The 19,021-nt window shown below is 42.1% G+C and carries 17 protein-coding genes, 1 pseudogene and 1 riboswitch; of the genes and pseudogenes, 3 read left to right on the top strand and 15 right to left on the bottom strand.

Going from position 1 to position 19,021, the window contains the following annotated elements:
- Positions 1-61: 61 nt before the first annotated feature.
- From BLR65_RS11915 to BLR65_RS31410, 3 genes and pseudogenes are all read right to left on the bottom strand, one after another.
- Positions 62-640, bottom strand: a complete 579-nt coding sequence (locus tag BLR65_RS11915) for a TetR/AcrR family transcriptional regulator (protein ID WP_093794417.1) — start codon at positions 638-640, stop codon at positions 62-64.
- A gap of 254 nt (positions 641-894) precedes the next feature.
- Positions 895-1,287, bottom strand: a pseudogene (locus BLR65_RS11910) (M23 family metallopeptidase); the annotation flags it as partial.
- A 379-nt stretch (positions 1,288-1,666) separates the two neighbouring features.
- The gene (locus BLR65_RS31410) at positions 1,667-2,044 is read right to left on the bottom strand and encodes a helix-turn-helix domain-containing protein (protein WP_281241533.1); all 378 of its coding nucleotides are present in this window, start codon (positions 2,042-2,044) and stop codon (positions 1,667-1,669) included.
- A gap of 161 nt (positions 2,045-2,205) precedes the next feature.
- Between BLR65_RS31410 and BLR65_RS11900 the strand changes: the two genes are divergently transcribed.
- A complete protein-coding gene (locus BLR65_RS11900) occupies positions 2,206-3,285 on the top strand; it encodes an HD-GYP domain-containing protein (RefSeq protein WP_093794415.1) in 1,080 nt (359 codons plus the stop codon).
- Between the two features lie 1,049 nt (positions 3,286-4,334).
- Here BLR65_RS11900 and BLR65_RS11890 read toward each other — a convergent pair.
- The 4 genes from BLR65_RS11890 to BLR65_RS11880 form a co-directional block, all read right to left on the bottom strand.
- The gene (locus tag BLR65_RS11890) at positions 4,335-4,976 is read right to left on the bottom strand and encodes a DUF169 domain-containing protein (protein ID WP_093794413.1); all 642 of its coding nucleotides are present in this window, start codon (positions 4,974-4,976) and stop codon (positions 4,335-4,337) included.
- Positions 4,977-5,133: 157 nt separating this feature from the next.
- Positions 5,134-5,304, bottom strand: coding sequence for a hypothetical protein (locus BLR65_RS29760; protein ID WP_169716757.1), 171 nt, complete (start codon positions 5,302-5,304; stop codon positions 5,134-5,136).
- Between the two features lie 17 nt (positions 5,305-5,321).
- Positions 5,322-5,996, bottom strand: coding sequence for a methyl-accepting chemotaxis protein (locus tag BLR65_RS31405; protein ID WP_281241532.1), 675 nt, complete (start codon positions 5,994-5,996; stop codon positions 5,322-5,324).
- A 274-nt stretch (positions 5,997-6,270) separates the two neighbouring features.
- Positions 6,271-6,744: a stalk domain-containing protein gene (locus BLR65_RS11880; RefSeq protein ID WP_093794411.1), complete on the bottom strand. Its 474-nt coding sequence runs from the start codon at positions 6,742-6,744 to the stop codon at positions 6,271-6,273.
- Positions 6,745-7,139: 395 nt separating this feature from the next.
- Here BLR65_RS11880 and BLR65_RS11875 point away from each other — a divergent pair, with 395 nt between their 5' ends.
- Complete coding sequence (locus tag BLR65_RS11875; protein WP_093794410.1) at positions 7,140-7,604, top strand: GNAT family N-acetyltransferase; 465 nt, start codon at positions 7,140-7,142, stop codon at positions 7,602-7,604.
- A gap of 226 nt (positions 7,605-7,830) precedes the next feature.
- Positions 7,831-8,064, top strand: coding sequence for a hypothetical protein (locus tag BLR65_RS29060; protein ID WP_143122564.1), 234 nt, complete (start codon positions 7,831-7,833; stop codon positions 8,062-8,064).
- Here the strand turns inward: BLR65_RS29060 and BLR65_RS29055 are convergent.
- From BLR65_RS29055 to BLR65_RS11835, 8 genes are all read right to left on the bottom strand, one after another.
- Entirely contained in the window at positions 8,061-8,309 is a 249-nt protein-coding gene (locus BLR65_RS29055) for a hypothetical protein (RefSeq protein ID WP_143122562.1), read from the bottom strand. The two genes, BLR65_RS29060 and BLR65_RS29055, sit on opposite strands and share 4 nt — an antisense overlap.
- Before the next feature lie 39 nt (positions 8,310-8,348).
- Positions 8,349-9,224, bottom strand: coding sequence for a transposase (locus BLR65_RS11870; protein ID WP_176772737.1), 876 nt, complete (start codon positions 9,222-9,224; stop codon positions 8,349-8,351).
- 343 nt (positions 9,225-9,567) lie between these two features.
- A complete protein-coding gene (locus tag BLR65_RS11865) occupies positions 9,568-10,098 on the bottom strand; it encodes a hypothetical protein (RefSeq protein ID WP_093794408.1) in 531 nt (176 codons plus the stop codon).
- A 319-nt stretch (positions 10,099-10,417) separates the two neighbouring features.
- Positions 10,418-13,216 (bottom strand): TonB-dependent receptor plug domain-containing protein, encoded by a 2,799-nt coding sequence (locus tag BLR65_RS11860; RefSeq protein WP_176772736.1) that lies wholly within the window; start codon positions 13,214-13,216, stop codon positions 10,418-10,420.
- 151 nt (positions 13,217-13,367) lie between these two features.
- Positions 13,368-13,994, bottom strand: coding sequence for a replication initiation protein (locus tag BLR65_RS11855; RefSeq protein ID WP_169716755.1), 627 nt, complete (start codon positions 13,992-13,994; stop codon positions 13,368-13,370).
- Positions 13,995-14,672: 678 nt separating this feature from the next.
- Positions 14,673-14,862: riboswitch (cobalamin riboswitch) on the bottom strand.
- A gap of 197 nt (positions 14,863-15,059) precedes the next feature.
- Positions 15,060-15,812 (bottom strand): DUF169 domain-containing protein, encoded by a 753-nt coding sequence (locus BLR65_RS11845; protein WP_169716754.1) that lies wholly within the window; start codon positions 15,810-15,812, stop codon positions 15,060-15,062.
- A gap of 447 nt (positions 15,813-16,259) precedes the next feature.
- Positions 16,260-17,597, bottom strand: a complete 1,338-nt coding sequence (locus tag BLR65_RS11840; protein WP_093794403.1) for an S-layer homology domain-containing protein — start codon at positions 17,595-17,597, stop codon at positions 16,260-16,262.
- Between the two features lie 46 nt (positions 17,598-17,643).
- A complete protein-coding gene (locus BLR65_RS11835) occupies positions 17,644-19,008 on the bottom strand; it encodes an APC family permease (protein ID WP_093794402.1) in 1,365 nt (454 codons plus the stop codon).
- Between the last annotated feature and the right edge of the window lie 13 nt (positions 19,009-19,021).

The following is a 19,021-nucleotide window of genomic DNA, read 5'->3' as shown; positions in this document are numbered from 1 at the left end:
TCCCCCTCAAAATCATGTCGCCTAAAACAAGCTTTTATAAACATTGGGCTTATCGCTGTCGCTATTTCTTCACAAGCCCATGCAGAATAAAATCAACAAGAACCGCCGTATAATGCTGTTCGTCCTGTTCTTGGTATAGTTGTCCTGTACGCGCATAACTAAAGGCCTGAAACAGCTTGAACCCGGCATACGCTACAATTTTTTCATCAACATCCCGGAACTTGCCCTGCTGTTTGCCTTCCCGGATCACCCCGGCGATGATGGAGATAACTTCTTCATCAATATATTCATGGTATTTTTTGTTGGAAATAGTCAGGAACAAGGCATCCTCATCTTTCAATAGCCTGGTAATGAAATGGTCCTGATTAAAGTACGTTACCGCCGTTTTAATTAACAAAATCAGCTTCTCGAACGGGTCAGCCACATTCTCCAGGCGGGAAAATAACAATTTCATCGTTTGCTGACATTCACGCAACAGCAGGCATCTAAACATATCTTCCTTATCGGTAAAGTGTTCATAGATTGTTTTTTTGGAAATCTTACAGTCTTTACTGATTTCATCCATTGTTGTTTTTTTAAAACCAAAGCGATCCATGCGTTCTTTTGCTTTATCAAGGATAAGCTCTTTTATATCATTCATTGTATTCTCCTACTTTATCGTTAATTAATCATTCCATCTTCCATCACTCATAAACTATTATAGTGTTTTAGTTTCCAAAAAGCAATACAAAATCGTTTTCAAAAAACTACATCAACTTGTACACAATTCGAGTGGCTGAAAAAGATAAAATGAAAAATCCCTATCATTAGATCAGACAGGGATTTTTTCATAACACTTCCAATACATTATCATGAGCAATGAACAGCATAAATCAGGACATACTTTTGCATTTACTACAGAACCAAAAAGCGAATCGGATCAACAGCAGTCCCGTTAACTCTTACTTCATAATGAGCATGCGGGCCTGTGCTTCTCCCTGTATTGCCCGAATAAGCAATAATCTGCCCCTTTTTCACACTTTGGCCAACACTGACGCTGACCCGCGAATTATGCCCATAAATGGTTTCAATGCCATTGCCGTGATCAATGTGCACGATATTCCCATAACCGCCAGCCCAGCCACTCTGGACAACCACACCGTCAGCAGTAGCAAAAATAGGCGAGCCGATACTATTGGCAATGTCAATTCCCGGATGCATTTCACTGCCGTCACCCCAGGGCGAACTCCGCCAACCGAAACCGGAAGTAACCTCTCCGCTTGTCGGCCAGATAGATGGAGTAGTGGCCAGCTTAGCCATATCCGTCTGTATTTTTTCAGTATCCTGAGCCTGCCCGGCCACACTGGGCTGGCTTTGTTGTGCAATCACCGTTACCCCGCCGGTATTGCGTACCTGGTGAGCGTTTACCAAAAATCCCGCTGAAAATATCATAAGCAGACACGCCGGTACAGCAAGCCACTTAGGCGAAAAGCCTGTCCACCGCTTTGTATCCGCTGTCTGGTTATCATCCACGTCGTGCGAAATCTGCACTATGTATCTCCTCCCTCAAAAAAAATAACGGACATACCCTGCTAACAGGAGTATGACCGCCTAATCTCAACCTGACAACAACCTGTCAAATTACATTATACCGGAAAAATGGCTTTTTGTCTTATAAATGTGTAATTTATTCTTTCTGTTCCAGCTTTCTTAAATAATCACCAAAAGCAAATTTAAACTGCACTTTTGCCCAACTTTTAAGGTCAGGATCATTACTTCTCATTATTTGTTTTAATGTTTTCTCGATAAATTGCAGATCATCATCTAGCATACTTTTTACTTCTTTTATATTTTCTCTTTTATCGAATTCTTTCCCCTTTAATATCCAATCAACAGAAACGCCATAAAGTTCAGATAATACAACCAATGCATATGCACTTGGGAAAAATTTGGCATTTTCCCAACTGCTTACATTTCCCTTGGAAAGCCCTGTACTTCTTTCTACATCTAAAGTAGAAAGGTTAACGGCATTTCGAGCTTGTTTAAGTCTTTCACCTACTTGAATTAATAGTTGCTGCGATTCTGCTTTAATAATAAATCACCTCTTGACTATATGGTTTAATATCAAATATAATAAAGTTGTACTCTTTTATATTTTCTTTAACCATATTTTTGTTATCTTTAAAAAACCATCAAGATTCTCTCTATCCCGAGGTGGTTACCCTTATGAAAAAAACCATTCTAGACTTAAGCAAGCTCGTCCCAGGGATGATTCTGGCCGAAACAGTCTTGTCGGCTCGTAAGCAGGTCATTTTGGAAAAAGATACGGAATTAACCAGTCATTTGATTAACCTCTTGCGAAAATGGAAAATTACCTCAGTTTGTGTACTTGCATCACATACGACCAGGCCACCTTCCTATCATGATGTCATGTTTCCCTCTCTTGTCAGCGGGTATAGCAATAAACTTGAAGATAAATATCACAAAATTTCTATCACGGCAGGCAGCATTTTTGAATATATGCGTGATCAGGAACAACTGCCTTTTGATACACTCCGTCAACTGGCATTTCATGATTTATACAATTTTATTGATGACAATACTACGCTCACTTTTTTGTATCAGGCCAAACCACCACTGGAATATACCTATCTGCACGCGGTAGATGTGGGAATAATCACCGGTTTAATTGCCCGTTGGTGCGGTTTTAAAGAAAAGACTGTCCAATCTCTGATTTTGGCCGGACTTATGCATGATATCGGCAAATCTCAAATTCCCCGGTCCATTTTAGATAAACCCGGTCAACCCACTGTAGAAGAAAAAGCCATTTTAAAACTTCATCCTATTTATGGGTATTATATGGTAAAAAGTCTGAACCATATTCCCTCTGCAATCCAATATGCCATTTTGCAGCATCACGAACGGGAAAACGGTAGTGGTTATCCGGGAGGCCTTCCCTCCCATAAAATCCATCCTTTCGCCAAAATTATCGCCATCGCGGATACTTATGATGCGATGACTTCCAATCGGGTCTACCGGCATAGCATTACTCCCTTTGCCGCCCTGGAGATCATGGCAAACGAAATATTTATACATTTTGACCGCGACTACTGCAAACTTTTTATCCGCAATGCGATTTCGGCACTAACAGGCTCTACCGTTCTCTTAAGTGACGAAACCCAAGCAGAAGTACTTCACTTTGGCAGTTTCATGTCTATAAAGCCGGCAGTAAGACGCCTTGACGGTACGCTGCTTGATCTCAACAATTCCGATATTTCTATTGTCGAAGTAGTTAAATTTGCATAAGTTGCCTTAATATTTGCAACGTAAATATTAATTTTTCTGCAGTGTGAGCTGCTACTCCTTTATTTACTTTTCCAAAAGCCAAGCATTTTATCAATTTCCCTGCACAACAAAAAGAGTTCAGTACCTGCCTGAACTCTTTTTGTTTATATGTTGTACACTGTAATTGTTTTAACCGCATTTGCTGAAGCTGCAATTGCGGCATATTACGTAGTCGCTTTCGTATTCACGCGGTTTGTTGAGAGTTTCCCCTCATCCGGCTCCTCGGTTACTCGGCCGCGATTATCGGCACTTCTTTGGTTTGCAGTGATTGTGTATCAACCTGTTCGCTGGTGGGTGGTCCTTACAGGGCGTGTTCATGAAAAAAATCGTAAGATTTTTTGTCATTATTTATTGAATCATACCCTCTGAATCGCCTAATATTTTACAGTCAATAGCCCGCTTATCCATTTACTGGATTACAAACAGCCGGAAACTGTAAATTTCAGGTAAAAAATGCACAACTGACTCCTGGATATCTGCCCATCCGTCCTGCCCAGGAGAAGACATCAAGAAGGACATCAAGGAAGGACATCAAGGGACGTTCCTTTTTCGTCACATGCAGCGCCCGGCACGGTTGCGACTCAAAGATTCCCAGGAAGAGGATTCGGGATACGGATAACCGCAAGATAGCATCCTCGACATGCGAAAAAATATTGATATTGCTAACTAATCATCGGATCTTAACAACCCAAGGCAACCATTTTTATGCTCCCTGTAACGACAGAGAGTTTCAGCGGCTACAATTATTAATGCGGCTATTGGGAGTCACGGAAGAAGATCTCTTAAAACCGTAAACGATCTCTGCTTTTGAGACCAGTAGAGTGGTAAAAGGGAGTAGTGTCTCTATTTTTCGTACCGTATACTGACCTTTACTCAAGTTACTGCTTCTGGCGACTGCAGAGGATGTCCGTCAAACTGATATTCCCGATTTTTTACAAAATGACGGCCAATTATTAACAGGCTTTCTAAAAGGGTGCGGAAAGTGAATTACATGCCATGTATCGTACTAATTATTTTTCCATCTCATTTCTTATTTCCTCGGCGATTTGCCGCATTCTTTGTCTATGGGCCTCTTTTCCCCAGCTGTATTGTGGCAAATCCCATTCTATTTTTCCCAAATTTGCTGCAATTTCAGGCAGCAGTTGATATGGGAGTGTAATCAAAAGCAAACCCTCAGGCAATAGCTTACGCGCTTTCATTCCATGGTGGAGGCCGGTAACCATGAGATTAATTTCACCCTGCACATACGGATACATATATAGCCAGGCACAGCCCAGCACACTTGTGCCTTTTGCATTCCAACCTTTTCCGGTCCTATAACTGGCTGCTCTCAATAAAATTTCTGCCTGACTCGGTTTAGCTGTAATAATTAATAAATCAGGGTCGAATGTTAGTTTGTCCAAGGAAGCATAGGCAATATAATTTACTGTGTTTCGCTCCAGTCTCGACATACTCTGATAAATTTGTCTGTTTGCACGAGGATCTTCGTAGACCCCCAGCTTAGGTCCGACTTGACCACTCTCAAAAACAGGGTCAGGTTCAACCATCCCTGTTAAAATAGGTCCGGCCTTGCATTCATGATTTTCTTTTGTCGTATAAAAAGGTTCCGCTGTCTGCGCAACCGTAAGCATTTCGCAGAAAGCACCAGTCAAGCTGTTTTAGGCCCTCCGGTTTGGTCAGTAAGAACTTCACACCTACCGGCTGGTACTCAAACTGAAACCTATTAATAATGGATAAATCCAGATCTTTGTTCATCATTCTTAACTCCCTCCATTTTACGGCACTTAATTCTAAACCAAAGTCCTTTCCTTACTCTTGATACATCGAATCGGCAACCCAGCTCAACTCACCGGCTAAAGAAGCCAAGATTTGACTGGCACTTGCCATTTCTTGAATAGAGGTAGCTTGCCCGTCAACAATAGTATCAAGAATTTTACTTCTGTCTGTAAGCTTATTGACTGCTGCCCGAATCCCCTCCAATGCGGAATTAATGTCTTTTACTGAATCGCACTTGCTGTTACAAGCTTTCGGACTTCTTCGGCCACTACCCCAAAACCCCGTCCCATATCGCCAACCCGTGCGGCCTCAATAGCTGCATTAAGTCCCAACAAGTTAGTTTGGTCGGCAATGTTCTTAATGAAATGTACAATTTCATCGGTTTTTACACTTGCTTTTGACAATTCCCGGCTTAACAAATCAAGTTCCCGGCTTGTATCTGCAACAGTTTGTGAACCAGCTGACAATTCTTCCATACCAGCGGTCAATTCCTGCGCGGAAGAAGCCACGTCTGTCGCTACACTCGAAACCATTTGTTGTTTATCAATAAACTGAGCTGTAGTTACACAGCCTATCACCCGATTACCTTCTTTAATCGGCAGCGCACAAGCAACATAAGGCATTCCGATATGGGATTTTTCTATTGGTACTACTTTAACTACACGTTGACCGGTCTCCAGGCATTCAAGACTCACTCCACCTCTAACCGGTTTACCAATGTCAGATGGTTGATTGGAATTAGGTGTGGCTCGCATTTCGGCAATGTTAATTCCGTCCTTTATTATAGCAACACCTATTTTCTCCGCAACTATGCCAGGTAAATATTGAACAATTTCCGCAAACCTTTCTAACACTTCTTCTGCCGTAAGTTTTTTCCTTATATTTTCTTCTGCCATCACATTTCTCCTTAATCCAAATCTGCTATTGTTCAGGGTTGGAAATAATGGAAACAAAGCAGCAACGTTTTGGGGCATAAGGTGCCCAGTAGACGAGAACAATAGAGTCAATATACGGAAGTGACTGTTCCCATAATTGAACAGTCACTTCGCCTTGCTATCTGCATTCTATTGAAACAACAAGTAGGCAAGCCTCTTGTCACTCACCTTGCAGAGCATGCCGTTACCGAGAATATCAACCGCCAATATCATTTGAATGCTTAATGAAAAAAACTCATTCCAGCACTCTCCCTAATACATGTGCTGTACCTTGACCTATCTGGACAAAGGGATCATTTGAAATATAAACGGCGCCGCTGCTATAAGACACGTATTTACCAAGAATTAGCTCAACCACCGGTCGAACAGGAACCATCACTACGCCGTCATCGACAATCGGATTCATATAATCAATCTGTCTAATAATATTCCCATTAATAGATATTAACGGATTATCAGCAGTCAAAACCCCAACATTTTTTCCATATCTAATGGTAATTTGTTTACTATCTGAGTCATACTTCACTTTGGCGCCGAAAACCTGGACAATTGCGCTCAAGGGTACCAGCGTCTTATCCGCATAAGCTTCCTTTGGTGCCTTCTCCAAAACAATTTGTTTTTTACCTCCAATTAAAGCTTTTGCCGTACCAACGATAAAAGCAACCGAGTTGCTGTCATAATTCATCAAATCTTTTTTATCTTTATTCAAAACAACAAGTTGCCCATCAGCAGCGCGGGAATAGTGTCTGAAAAGGTCATTCCAAATAATATTCTGCGCACTCAGGTCAGTATTATGAAGCCCCTTGGTATACTCTGTAAAACGGAACTCCGCTTCGCCGCCAGTATAAACCTCTGTAGTGTATCGTCCGTTAAAAGTGAGTCAGTGAGTCAGCAGTGAGTCAGGGGACGGTTCCTTGACTCACTTCAAGTGTTTCAAAAGTCCAAGCATTTGAAGGGGCAAGGCAAAAAGCGGGGCAGAAAGAAACAGAAATGACAAGGTTGGCTTTATGTGGTAGAATGAATTTGTTATAGGTTCGTAATTAAAGTAATGTAAGCAATAGTAGCCATTTGAAATATCAGGCTGACAAGGTAAGGAGACAGTATATGAATATAAGATTGGCAACTCTTGATGACCTTCAAGCGATTAGCAACCTATTAACGGAGTTTTTTGCATATAACGCTGGTCAACAGCCTGCAAATTATGTTTCTGTGACAGAAAACGGTGAATATCCGTGTGCTATAATAAGCAGCAATACTGGTGACTTTATTGTAGCTGAAATTGACAATGAAATTGTTGGGTTGGTACATGTTGAAGAAGACGCAACGCCGCCATACCCTTCTGTTAAGTCTCATAAATACGCTTGTATCATTGATTTTTTTGTAAAAGAAGAATATAGAAGAAAGAAGATAGGGCATTTGCTTTTAGAAAAAGCGAAAAGTTGGGCGCAATCCCGCAATCTTGAATATATTGAATTAATGGTATTAGAAAAAAACCAAATCGGGCAAAACTTTTACGAACGGGAACAATTCACTACTATATCCAGAACAATGCGCCTTTCTATTTCGTAAAATCTTAGTATCAAATGGCTGATTAGTTTACGTCACAATAGAAGTATAATGTGAATGTCCAGTTATGAAATTGTCTGTGAATCAGGCCGCTACGCCTATCCAGCCAGTCAAGGGCCGAGTAGTATTTTGCTGACGCAAAATCTCCACTCTTAACCCCTTGACTGGCTGGATTTTTGCTGTACCATTGCGCCGCCGACAACGGGGAACAGGATAAAATCCTGCCCCGTTGCCGACCGCCCTATTTTACGGCAAAACCGGCTCCGCTACATTGGCGGTAATCGACAGCTTTTTACGGTGGCTCTGCCCCCGCGCCCCCGTCCTCCCCCAAAGAACAGGAGGGGTAAATCCGGGCGGGACTTCTGGACAAAATGTCCCGAAGCAGCGGCGCAGGGCGAAAGGCGTTGTCAATGGGACGTGGAATAGCGGACGGAACGGAATGAGTCAGGTGACGGTTCTTTAACTCATTCTAAAAAGTAAAAAATCTGGCCTCTTTAGTGGCGGCGGCCTTGGTTTTACCATCGGCAAGCAATCCACCACCACAACCTTGAACGAACAAGTCAAAGATGAAATCGGCAGCGCAGTAGGTTCTATTGCCGGTAACGTCAACGTACCAGCGAAGGCACAACGGTTGTCAGCGGCAAAGATACCAACATCGCCGGTAAGAATGTGAGTATTGACAACACCATCAATACCTATGATAGCCAATACAAGTATGAATTCAAGCAAAGCGGCCTGAGTGTATCGTTAGGCGGAGCGGTAATTGACGTTGGGTCCAACTTTGCAGCCATGTGAAGCGGGCAGGTGAAGGAGGGACAAGGAACCTGTCCCTTTGTCCCCTAAGCTGTCTGTTTGAGATTTGTACCCCACACGGGCATCTTTATCTACAAGTGACCGGATTCCTTTTTGTATGATAAATTTAGGATCTTGTAATATTTGCCTTGCTTCGTTAACAGCTTGTTGGCTACTGGGCAGAATGGAGAGATCTACATGGTTTTCGGCTTTACTGATTAGGTTTTCTAAATATGTCTTCATAATCTGCTTCGCTTCGTTGTGGTCCTCTATGAGCTTGTAGTTGGGAACTTCCCCAATGAGCTCGGATGGAATTTCTCCGTTTTCTTCCTCAATAGCCCTTATGATTCTTCTAGCTAGGTGCTTCATGATTCTTTCCGGAACTTTTTTAATTGTATTGGCATTGGTATGAGTGGCATCAAAGCTCAGGCCCGTATCTTTAAGAATGCCCTTTTTTACGCATTGCCGGACCACTTCCTGGATAATATCATCCACACTTGTTTCTTTTAATCTATGTCTCCTAAACTTGGTAAGTAGACTGGCTTCTGGCAAATCATCTTCGGGATTTAGTCCCAAAAACCACATATAGGCTAAGTTTAGTCTAGCTTCTTCAATGACTTTGACATCGGATAAGTTATATAGATATTGCAAGATAAGTAACTTCGCTAGCATTTCGGGCTCTTTAGCAGGCCGCCCCAGGTGCTTACAATATGAATCTTTTAGCAAATCGTTAATAAAACTGAAATCAACATTGGCAGCGATAATCTTCAGTATATGGTCGTTGGAAATTTTGTCATAGAGTACGCTATATATGCTTAATTGTTGCGGCACATGTCTAAGCAAAGTAAAACCCTCCATTCCGGCAAATATCTACAGTTATATTTTACCATAATAGAGGGAGGTTTGTTTATTTATTGACTTTTTCAGTGGTTTCGGACGTACACTTTGCTTCTGTTGTGCCAGGCCCCGCTCCCCCTCCAGAAAGCATAAAATCAAGTGTTGTTACGAAGCAGATTCTACGTCCCCTTGCTTCTTCTATGATGCGCCCCTGCGTGGCGCACGAACAGTCCCTTTTACTTCACTCATCGCCGAAAACATAAAATCAGCATACCAATGTTACACATAATTCTTTTATCCTTATTGTTTAAAGATTTGTGGCCTGCCTCCCAACTCTTTATTGGTTTTGGTTAAACAATTTCGCTATTTCATACATTGAATCAGCGAAAGTTTTAACAGGCACCGGTTTAAAAAGAACCTCTTTCGCAACAATATCCTCCAGTAAAATGCCATGCTCACTAAATAATTTTGTTTCTGTAACAGCATATTTCCTTTTTTCCACATTGAAAATCATCTGAATGTCACTAAAACCGACTTTATCATCTGCTGGAAGTTTTGTTTTGTATTGACTTTGAAGTTGCTCTAATACTTCAGGGCTATTAAATATAGTTCTTCCAAGCACTTTTATCTGATCTTTTTTATTTTCTACCCGTGCTAAAGATTTCTTGTCAAACAGATAACTCCCTATATCATTAGCGAAAACACCAATCCATCTACTTCTTTCCTCTTCCTCCGACGTTAATTTTCTTTCTCCAGATATTTCCATCTCCCAAATTGTGTCCGCTTTTTCCGTCTTTTCTGCCGCACGTGCTTGCAGGCATGGCAAAATAACGCAGACCATCAAAAAAAGCATTAGTATCTTTCGCATTAATTTTTCCTCCTTGTCGATTAAAACCGCCAATATTACTATAGCTTTCCACCAACTAAAATTCGCCTCGTCTTATTACGACACAATGCTTCCGTACCACTGCCGCTATTTAGCTCCATACCGTAAACAAATACGCCAAATAATTCGTACTGTCCCCTGCCATACGGAAAGGAACAGTACGAGAATACAGGAATGGTAATACCAGGAGGCTAAACGGCATTAGCAACGTTCGTTAGAACTGCACGACCGTAAAATGTATAGCTGCGCTTTAGGCGGCATACAGAATGAATTATTAGCAATAATCTGTCCAAAAAGCATTTTAAAATTTATACTGTAAGGTCGTGTAATAAGTACGTCCCTGCAAAGGATAATCCGCGTTATAAGTCATGTTGCCTTCGTGTACTTTCAGTTGTGGTCCTTTATTAAAGATGTCACTGCACCCGACAACTGCCTGAAAATCTTTGCCGAATTGGTGTTTTATCCCAAGACCCACTGTAGTTAAAGAATCTTGCACGCTCGGTATATTTTTATCATATGAGGTATACATTTCATCAACATACTTTATTTCGCCAAAAAGCATTGTCTTTTTATCAGGCCTATAACCTAATCTGCAGAAGCCTTCCCATTCCGGAGTATAAGTCTGATGTACAGAATAAGAATCAGCACTGGTTTGACCTACAGCAGGTGAATCATTCCAGCGGGCGGCAGATGCCTTCAGATAAGTTGCTCCCAGATTCAAATCCCATTTTTTCCATGACATATCTGTTTGAATTTCAACGCCCTTGGCCTTGCCGTTAGAAGTATTTGTGTAACTCCAATAATCATAGCCATATCGCCACAGCATCAGCAATTTATCTGCATTGCGATAAAAATATGTCAACTGAACTTTGCTGTCCGCTCCTAAAGCCCTGCCATTCCAGATGGCACTAATATCAAACTGTTTTCCTTCTTCAGGTACAGGAAAATTAAGGCTTTTAACCGCGCTGTTGCTGCTGATTGGTGCTGGAAGAATGCTGCCGCCATCGCCGGCAATTTCATAAAGATTAAGCAACCGGTAATAAGTTCCGCAGGTAGTCCGCAAAGTTAAATTTTCATTGATCTGCTTTTTAAGAGCCAGTTGCCATGTTACCTTATTATCCTGCTGGTCAATACTGTCGAACATCCATTCCGGCGGAGTTCCCACATTAGTTGCCCACCCCACAGCCTTACCGCTGTTTATTTCAGACTGGTTATAACGAATGCTCGGAGTAAGCCATAAATCTCCTCTCTTATTCAGTGTTATAGTATCCTGCAACTGGACATTAAACAACTTTTGCGTATAATCAGTACGATAACGGTTAGTAGAAGAATATCCTGTTTCCAAAGTCCCGTCAGTAATCCCTGATCCCTTTACGTCCATATTCTCATCAGAATAATTTATCATAAACTCCAACATATGATTATTACCTGCTTTATACGTACCATCTATAGATGTCCCCCAACGTCTGCTGTCATAAACACTCCACTTGCGCATAGGAATCTTGCTGTACATGTCTTGTACGTTGTCTGTGTCGTAAAACCATTTGTAAAATTTGTCCAGATCTTTCCAATTTTCACATTTATACCGTTTGGCCTGATTGAGATAATTTATATTCCAGCCCCATTCCAGATTACCTATCGTATCGCGGCGGCCAACCAGGGCTTCTTTGCTTATAATGGTCTGCTTCGTCCGGGCATTGGCAAAGCTGGGAATATCGGTATCAACCACGGCACTGGGACTGTTCTGCCACATGAGGCTGCGCGGAAGATGCCTGTCGATCTCCTTCCAAGTTGCCTTGGCAAGCCAGTGGTCATCCTGCCATTTTGCAATAACATCCGTGTTTTTGTAGTCGTTATATTTTCTGTAGCGTGTGCCATCGCCGTATTTTTCTTGCAAAGATTTATATTTTTCAATGGCTGCCAGCCTTTTTGCATTGGAGAGAGGCACCCCATAGGTATATGATAATTTTTGCAGTGAAGTAAGCTTGACATATAAATTCCAATAGTCAGCATATGTATATGTTCCGTTATTAATCATAGATTGGATGTATGCCGCACGTTCCGATGCACTGGCATAAGCCAACACAGGTGTAACCATCGCCAGTTCAGCGACACTTAAGCTTTCTTTAACATACGTGTATTTAGGATTACTGCTTATATTATAATCGCTCAGGCTATAAAGACGCGAGCCAATTTTATTTACACTTAACGTGCTTGATGTTGCGGCAATTACCGTATCGTATGCCGCACTATACGCCGCATTGGATGCAAGATAGGTATTCCATTCCGCAAGATTACTTGCATAGTACTCGGCAGTATGGCCATTTATTTCAGTAACCTTTAAAGCACTAAAAGTAGTTGTTATCGCGCTGGCATAGGCGGAGTCAATATAACCTTGCTCCACATCAATTACCTTTTGATAGGATACCACGGCTTCATCGTTATTGTAATTTTGATATCTGAAGTCCCCTTGGCTTTGATCACGGTTAACGCCTAGCATAAAACTTCCTTTTCCTAAAGGCGCATCTATCTGGAGGCTTCCTTTATAGCCGCCATAAGAGCTTTTCCCGAAGCTAGCCGACACATTAGGCTTAGACGGTCTTTTGGTGACAATATTAATTACCCCGCCGATATATGTCCCTCCGAAACGAGCTGGAATATAGCCACGGTAAACTTCTATGCGTTCCACGTTCTTAACAGGAATCGTAGAAATATCTACAGCAGCATCACCGCCCAAATTATAAAGCACACCATCAACAAAAACCCCAACCTGCGCAGCTGTTGATCCCCGCACACTTACAGTAGTATACTGTCCCTTGCCGTTTAGTTCACGCACATGTACACCAGGTACCATTTTCAATAATTCAGACAAATCCTTTTGTTCACCTTCGTAGTCATCCGGACGGATAACAGTGACTGTGCCAGGCGAAAGCTTGCTTTCCCAATCCGGACGTTTTGCCTCGACCGTAATGGTCCCCAAATCAAAGCTGGGTCCATCGCTTCCATCGCTGACTTTTTCTGCGTATCCCATTCCTGTGCAACTTAAGCCTAAGAGAAGAGTTATAACTATTTTCTTCTCTAGTTCCCGTTTTCTATACATGGCTAAGCCTCCTAGCATTTGATCCACTTCTCTGATTTAATTTTCTTAGGTTTCTTATGGCTGCTTGTACAATCCGACATATAATTTTTAACCGCAGAAACAAAAGCTATTCTGACATATGGCACGCCCTCCTTTTCAAATATTTCGGCAGTCAAATTCCAGAACTAAACAAACTTTTATCCGTTATTTCCTGTATAGCCGGCTGAATGATTTCCTTCAAAAAATCCTCTATACTTTCCGATTTAGAAACTCCGAAGTATTTCAGCATATCCTCTGCCTTATGACAGGTTATTCTGCTGTTCCGGCACAGGGAGATAAAGTGAAACAATCGCCTGGCATACCTGTTTTCTAATTCCATAAAATCCAGAAGAAAAAGGATAAAAGCCTTACCTTCAAAATGCAGGTAAAGTCTGGATAACTTTTTGGGCAGGTTATACTTTATGCTTGCAAAATATTTATTAATCTTGACATTCATGACCCATGTCAGACGAACTTTTTCACCGGCTTCGTTGTAATATTCAACACTTTTTTGAGCCATCTCGGACAAATCATTGCAAAAGTCTTGAAATTCATAAGTCCTGCCTGTCATAGCAAGGTATTTATACTGCATTTTCTTAAAATCACAAAAACTTGCCTTGTAGACAAATTTGTGAGTATGTCCGTTTTTTACAAAAAGAAGCATTCTTTGTACCAGAAGCCGCTGGCTTAAAGTAAGTCTTTCTATCAACGTTATTCTTCTGTCGCATAATACTTCTATTACGTTCTCGTCGCTTTCCAAGATAAAACCTCCATATTTGAGCACAAGGGGAATAAACCCTTTCACAGTTTTGTAAAAATAACTGCATTTTCCGCCTGTCATGCGCCGACTTAAAGGAAAATCCTGTAAACTGCATTCCGACTTCAGGCTAATTTGTCTGTCACGGTTGCGTGACAGCGTCGACTCCTTCCTCGACTTCCCCGTTTTACAGAACATATTTATTTAATTTAGACAAAATTTCTAATCAAGAGTAATAAAAAAAACCGCTCAAGTAAGCTCTTCAGCCCTCGATTCTTCCATTAGGAAGTGTCGAGGGCATTGTTTGTGTCCCGAGCCATAGCCCATGGGCCGCGATGAGCTCGGCGCTCCGGCATACCCTTGCGGTTTCACCGCTACTTTTTGCCGCGAACCTTCGTATGAAGTTGGCGGCTTTCTTTGCTCATTGCGCGAACGCATAGGTTCCTCTCTCCTTTGGGTTCGTGTACCTCGGGTCAAATGTTTGCCGCCAGCATCCTTCAGATTGTGTGTGTCATAGATGACGCCCCCTGCTGGGCGTACACAAAAATACTCCATTGCGATAAAAACGCAATGGAGTATTTAAATGATTTCATAAAGACATCTTTCCGCAAATATAATACCGAAAAGAATCTCTGCCTTTTACCACGTCTACCGCATGGTCTTTAGACACAACCCTGATCTAAAGAGGCCTGAATTTCGGCAGTTCTTCTGGCTTGGAGTCATTGCTTCTTTGCACCTTCCCGATTATTCATCAGTGGCATAACACAAAGTCGCTCATCCTTACAGCGGCGGGACCGTACAGGATTTACACCTGTTTCTCTATTAAGCATGACAGCGGAACACTGTCTTCACCCAAATTCGTACAATATTAAATTGTAAGCATTATCGATTATATAATTAAAGTTACCACTTTTGTCACATTTTGTCAATCCTGTTATAGTTTCAAAAAAATTATATATTTTTATTATTGGAATTGTGTTTGGAAAGCAAAAACCGCACCTCAGAGGATGCGGTTAAGGGTAACGATTATTTAGCTTTTCTGACCCCCGCGTCTAACGCGGGGTCTGCCTATTTTTCCATCTCATTTCTTATTTCCTCGGCAATTTCCTGCATTCTTTGCCTATGGGCTTCTTTTCCCCAGCTGTATTGTGGCAAATCCCATTCTATTTTTTCCAAATTTGCCGCAATTTCAGGCAGCAGTTGATAGGGGAGTGTAATCAAAAGCAAACCCTCAGGCAATAGCTTACGCGCTTTCATGCCATGGTGGAGGCCGGTAACCATAAGATTAATTTCACCCTGCACATACGGATACATATAAAGCCAGGCACATCCCAACACACTTGTACCTTTTGCATTCCAACCTTTTCCGGTCCTATAACTGGCTGCTCTCAATAAAATTTCTGCCTGACTCGGTTTAGCTGTAATAATTAATAAATCAGGGTCGAATGTTAGTTTGTCCAAGGAAGCATAGGCAATATAATTTACTGTGTTTCGCTCCAGCCTCGACATACTCTGATAAATTTGTCTGTTTGCACGAGGATCTTCATAGACACCCAACTTAGGCCCGACTTGGCCACTCTCAAAAACAGGGTCAGGTTCAACCATCCCTGTTAAAATAGGTCCGGCCTTGCATTCATGATTTTCTTTTGTCGTATAAAAAGGTTCCGCTGTCTGCGCAACAGTAAGCATTTCGCAGAAAGCAACATGTTTGTCAAGCTGTTTTAGGCCCTCCGGTTTCGTCAGTAAAAACTTCACCCCTACCGGCTGGTACTCAAACTCAAACCTATTAAAAATAGATAAATCCAAATCTTTGTTCATCATTCTTAACTCCCCCATTTTACCGCACTTAATTCTAAACCAAAGTCCTTACTCCTGAACCATCGAATCGGCAGCCCGGCTCAACTCACTGGCTAAAGAAGCCAAGGTTTGCCTGTCATTTGTCATTTTTTGAGTAGAGGCGGCTTGCCCGTCGACAATGCTATCAGAATTTTACTTCTATTTGTAAGTTTATTGACTGATGTGCGAATTCCTTCCAACGCGGAATTAATTTCTAAAACCTCACCCCACATCGCCAACCCGCGCTGCCCAATATGCTCCGTCTGGCTTTGTACTTACTACATAAAGGTTAAAGCAACTGTTCATATAGTTGAACAGTTGCTTTGCCTTGATATCCGCGTTATTATGTCAACATAACTAATAAGCAAAAACAATACTGTCCGGCAAATCTACGGATAAATCCCCAAAATTGGTTTGTCTGTATTTTCTAAATTAGAAACGGAAGCTGGTTTGAACAACATAAAAATTCTTGTAGCTATCAAAAGCAGCGCCGGTGCGCTCTCTGTCATATGGTTTTAAGAAGTAGGCTGCAGCTGTAAAAACAGCATCTTTCGTAAGTACAACATCGATACCGCCACCATATCCTTTTGCCCCATCTTTGCCAATTCCATTACCACCATCACCGTTAATACCAATCATGGCGTATGTGGAATCAATTGCCCAGTTTCCCAGTTTCATATATTCAATATACGGACTCCAGCTTCCAGGCTTTTTCAAATCAAGCCCTTTCCATTGCAATTTAGCATAATAACCACTCTTTTCCGCGTTAGCCGGAAGGTCGGGCGCATGATTTGTTATACCTTCTGCGGTAACAGTAAACTCTCCACTTTTAAACGTAGTACCATAGGCTAATTGTTTAAACTTATATCCATTATCTTGCGGATTCAGAACATCCAAGTACCCAAGCGTTACGTTCGCGTTCTTGTCGAATTTATACTTAACATTTGCCAGCAGGGCATTCACTGACCCCATACTACTCCCCACTCCGCCGGTATAATTGTCAAATGCAGCGGAAAGATCAGCATAACCGGCATATAAACTAACCTTATTTATATTTTTGTTAATATAAAAGCCGTCTACCGCGAAAGGATAAGCCCATAATAATTGTCCCTGGCCGATTTCAGGACAGAACCGGCCGAGTTGAATAACCGTATCGCCGTTTTTCCAGTCAAATTCGGCACGATCAAAAGCTAGCGAATCAGTGGTGGATGTTTTTTTCGTGCCATCAGTCGCCCGGCTGTTGGAGTAGTTATTTTGTTCTATGCGGCCTAGGAATGTCCAATGATCGGTGAAATCAGCCGATAAGTTCAAGCGAATGCGTTCATCAAAACGACTTTTCGTTGTTTTACTTAGATTCGTCGCCGATTGGTCCGCGTTGACCCGGTAACGCAAACGCCCATCACCGGTAAATTTAATACTGGAAGATTTCTTCTCTAAAGTTGCGACCCGGACGCCGAGTTTATTCAATTCGTCAGCAAATTCGGTTTGCAGTTTTTGAATAATACTCTTATCTTCAGCGTTGGCCTGATCTACCTTAGTCAAAACATTCGCGATAATTTCGGCCATTTCATAGCGGGTTAATTTGTTATCGCCGGCAAAACGCCCGTTATACCCTTCCACAAGACCATCTTTCACTAGCTTAGATACTGCATCATATGCCCAGTGCCCAGCGGGAACATCGCTAAACGGAGACGTGAGAGCTGCAAATGCCGGAGCGGCCAAACATAAAGTAACTAGCATTGCCAGAATAATGACAAATGTTTTTTTCATTACTTTTCCTCCTAGTAAAATAGGTTTTCAACTATGTTGTTAGGACTTATTCAGACACATCCTGCTCATTGTCAACGTAGAAACTCGTTGCCTCACTTGTTTTAAAGCGCGCGTTATTCCCTACAATATTTACGTAAATTAAACCAGCCGTCATAACGCCCGCTATAAATAACAAAATCTCATTCGGCAAGCTCTTCATGGAATAGAATGCCTGGAAGGCCATAATAGCTACTGAAACCACGACAACTACCCGCAAGACATGGGGCTTCATGCTAAATTTTGCCTTAGCAAGCTGTTCGGGATATTGGGTAGGTAAAAAATAGGCCGCAATTACCGGAATAATATTGACCGCGGTCAATACTCCCATCCCAATTTTGGCAACTGACGCCATGGGAATATCGGCAATAATCGTCGTTACACCAATTGCATAAAATATCGACAGCAAGCGATGCGGCGTTCCAAACTTTTTGTTAACTGCGCCTAGCGATTTCGGCAGCCAGCCGTCCTGACAGGCGATAACCATTCCCTTGGTCACCCAGGCAAACACGGCATTCATCGTAGTAGCCATTGCCACCAAAGCGCCGCCTATGATAAAGAAATAAAGCAACGGGGCGGGTAAGATGACTCTCGCTACATCTGTCAGCGGCTTATTCGCCACACTTTCCCATGGCAAAACGCCAACAGCAACAACCCCAACCAGGGAGTAAATCACACCAACTGCAACGGTTGAACCAATCATCGCTAGAGGAATATCTCTGGCAGGATTCTTCATTTCTCCGCCCAATTCCGCAATACTATTTGCTCCTACCGCAGCAAAAGCCAGTAAGCCGATTGCCTGGAGAAGCCCGTCTATTCCGTTCGGTACTAAAGAGGGTAATGTAAACGAGGAAAAATCAACATTAGGTATCCCCCAGATAATAAAGACGGCCAATGCCGAAATTTTAATCACTACCATCCATTTTTCCGCTACTGCTGCACTCTTGATTCCAACAATGTTAGTAACATAAAACGTAGTCATCATGACTAGTGCAACAACCTTCACATTGATCCACGGAACCAGTCCTTGCAAGTACTGCGCAAAAGAAAGCGCATACAAAGCAATGGTCACCTTAGAAAGCATTAACCCGATCATCCAGTAAAAGCCCCACTTAGGTCCCAGTAAACGGCTGGAATACCGGTAAGCGGCACCTGTAGTCGGAATCGCTGAAGACAATTGCGCCATCGGTAAGATTGTAATTGCCGTCATGGCTGCGGCAACAAGAAAAGCGATCATGATCCCCTTACCGGTCATGCCAATACCAATTCCGGTAAAGATTAAAACACCGGCCCCGATAATCTGACCCAAAGCCATGCCAACAACGTCGCTAAGCCCTAAAACTTTTTTAAAATTAGCTTCCTGGCTAGTTGCCATTCTAGTTCCTCCT

Source organism: Sporomusa acidovorans, assembly GCF_900101845.1.
In the GTDB taxonomy this organism is placed as follows: Bacteria; Bacillota; Negativicutes; order Sporomusales; family Sporomusaceae; genus Sporomusa; species Sporomusa acidovorans.
Note: the sequence above shows the minus strand (reverse complement) of the source record. Positions and strands in the feature narration are given on the sequence as shown.

Coding starts and splice junctions, on each gene's coding strand:
- BLR65_RS11915 (WP_093794417.1), bottom strand. CDS start 640: ATGAATGATATAAAAGAGCTTATCCTTGATAAAGCAAAAGAACGCATG.
- BLR65_RS11900 (WP_093794415.1), top strand. CDS start 2,206: ATGAAAAAAACCATTCTAGACTTAAGCAAGCTCGTCCCAGGGATGATT.
- BLR65_RS31405 (WP_281241532.1), bottom strand. CDS start 5,996: ATGGCAGAAGAAAATATAAGGAAAAAACTTACGGCAGAAGAAGTGTTA.
- BLR65_RS11875 (WP_093794410.1), top strand. CDS start 7,140: ATGAATATAAGATTGGCAACTCTTGATGACCTTCAAGCGATTAGCAAC.
- BLR65_RS11865 (WP_093794408.1), bottom strand. CDS start 10,098: ATGCGAAAGATACTAATGCTTTTTTTGATGGTCTGCGTTATTTTGCCA.
- BLR65_RS11860 (WP_176772736.1), bottom strand. CDS start 13,216: ATGTATAGAAAACGGGAACTAGAGAAGAAAATAGTTATAACTCTTCTC.
- BLR65_RS11845 (WP_169716754.1), bottom strand. CDS start 15,812: ATGATGAACAAAGATTTGGATTTATCTATTTTTAATAGGTTTGAGTTT.
- BLR65_RS11840 (WP_093794403.1), bottom strand. CDS start 17,597: ATGAAAAAAACATTTGTCATTATTCTGGCAATGCTAGTTACTTTATGT.
- BLR65_RS11835 (WP_093794402.1), bottom strand. CDS start 19,008: ATGGCAACTAGCCAGGAAGCTAATTTTAAAAAAGTTTTAGGGCTTAGC.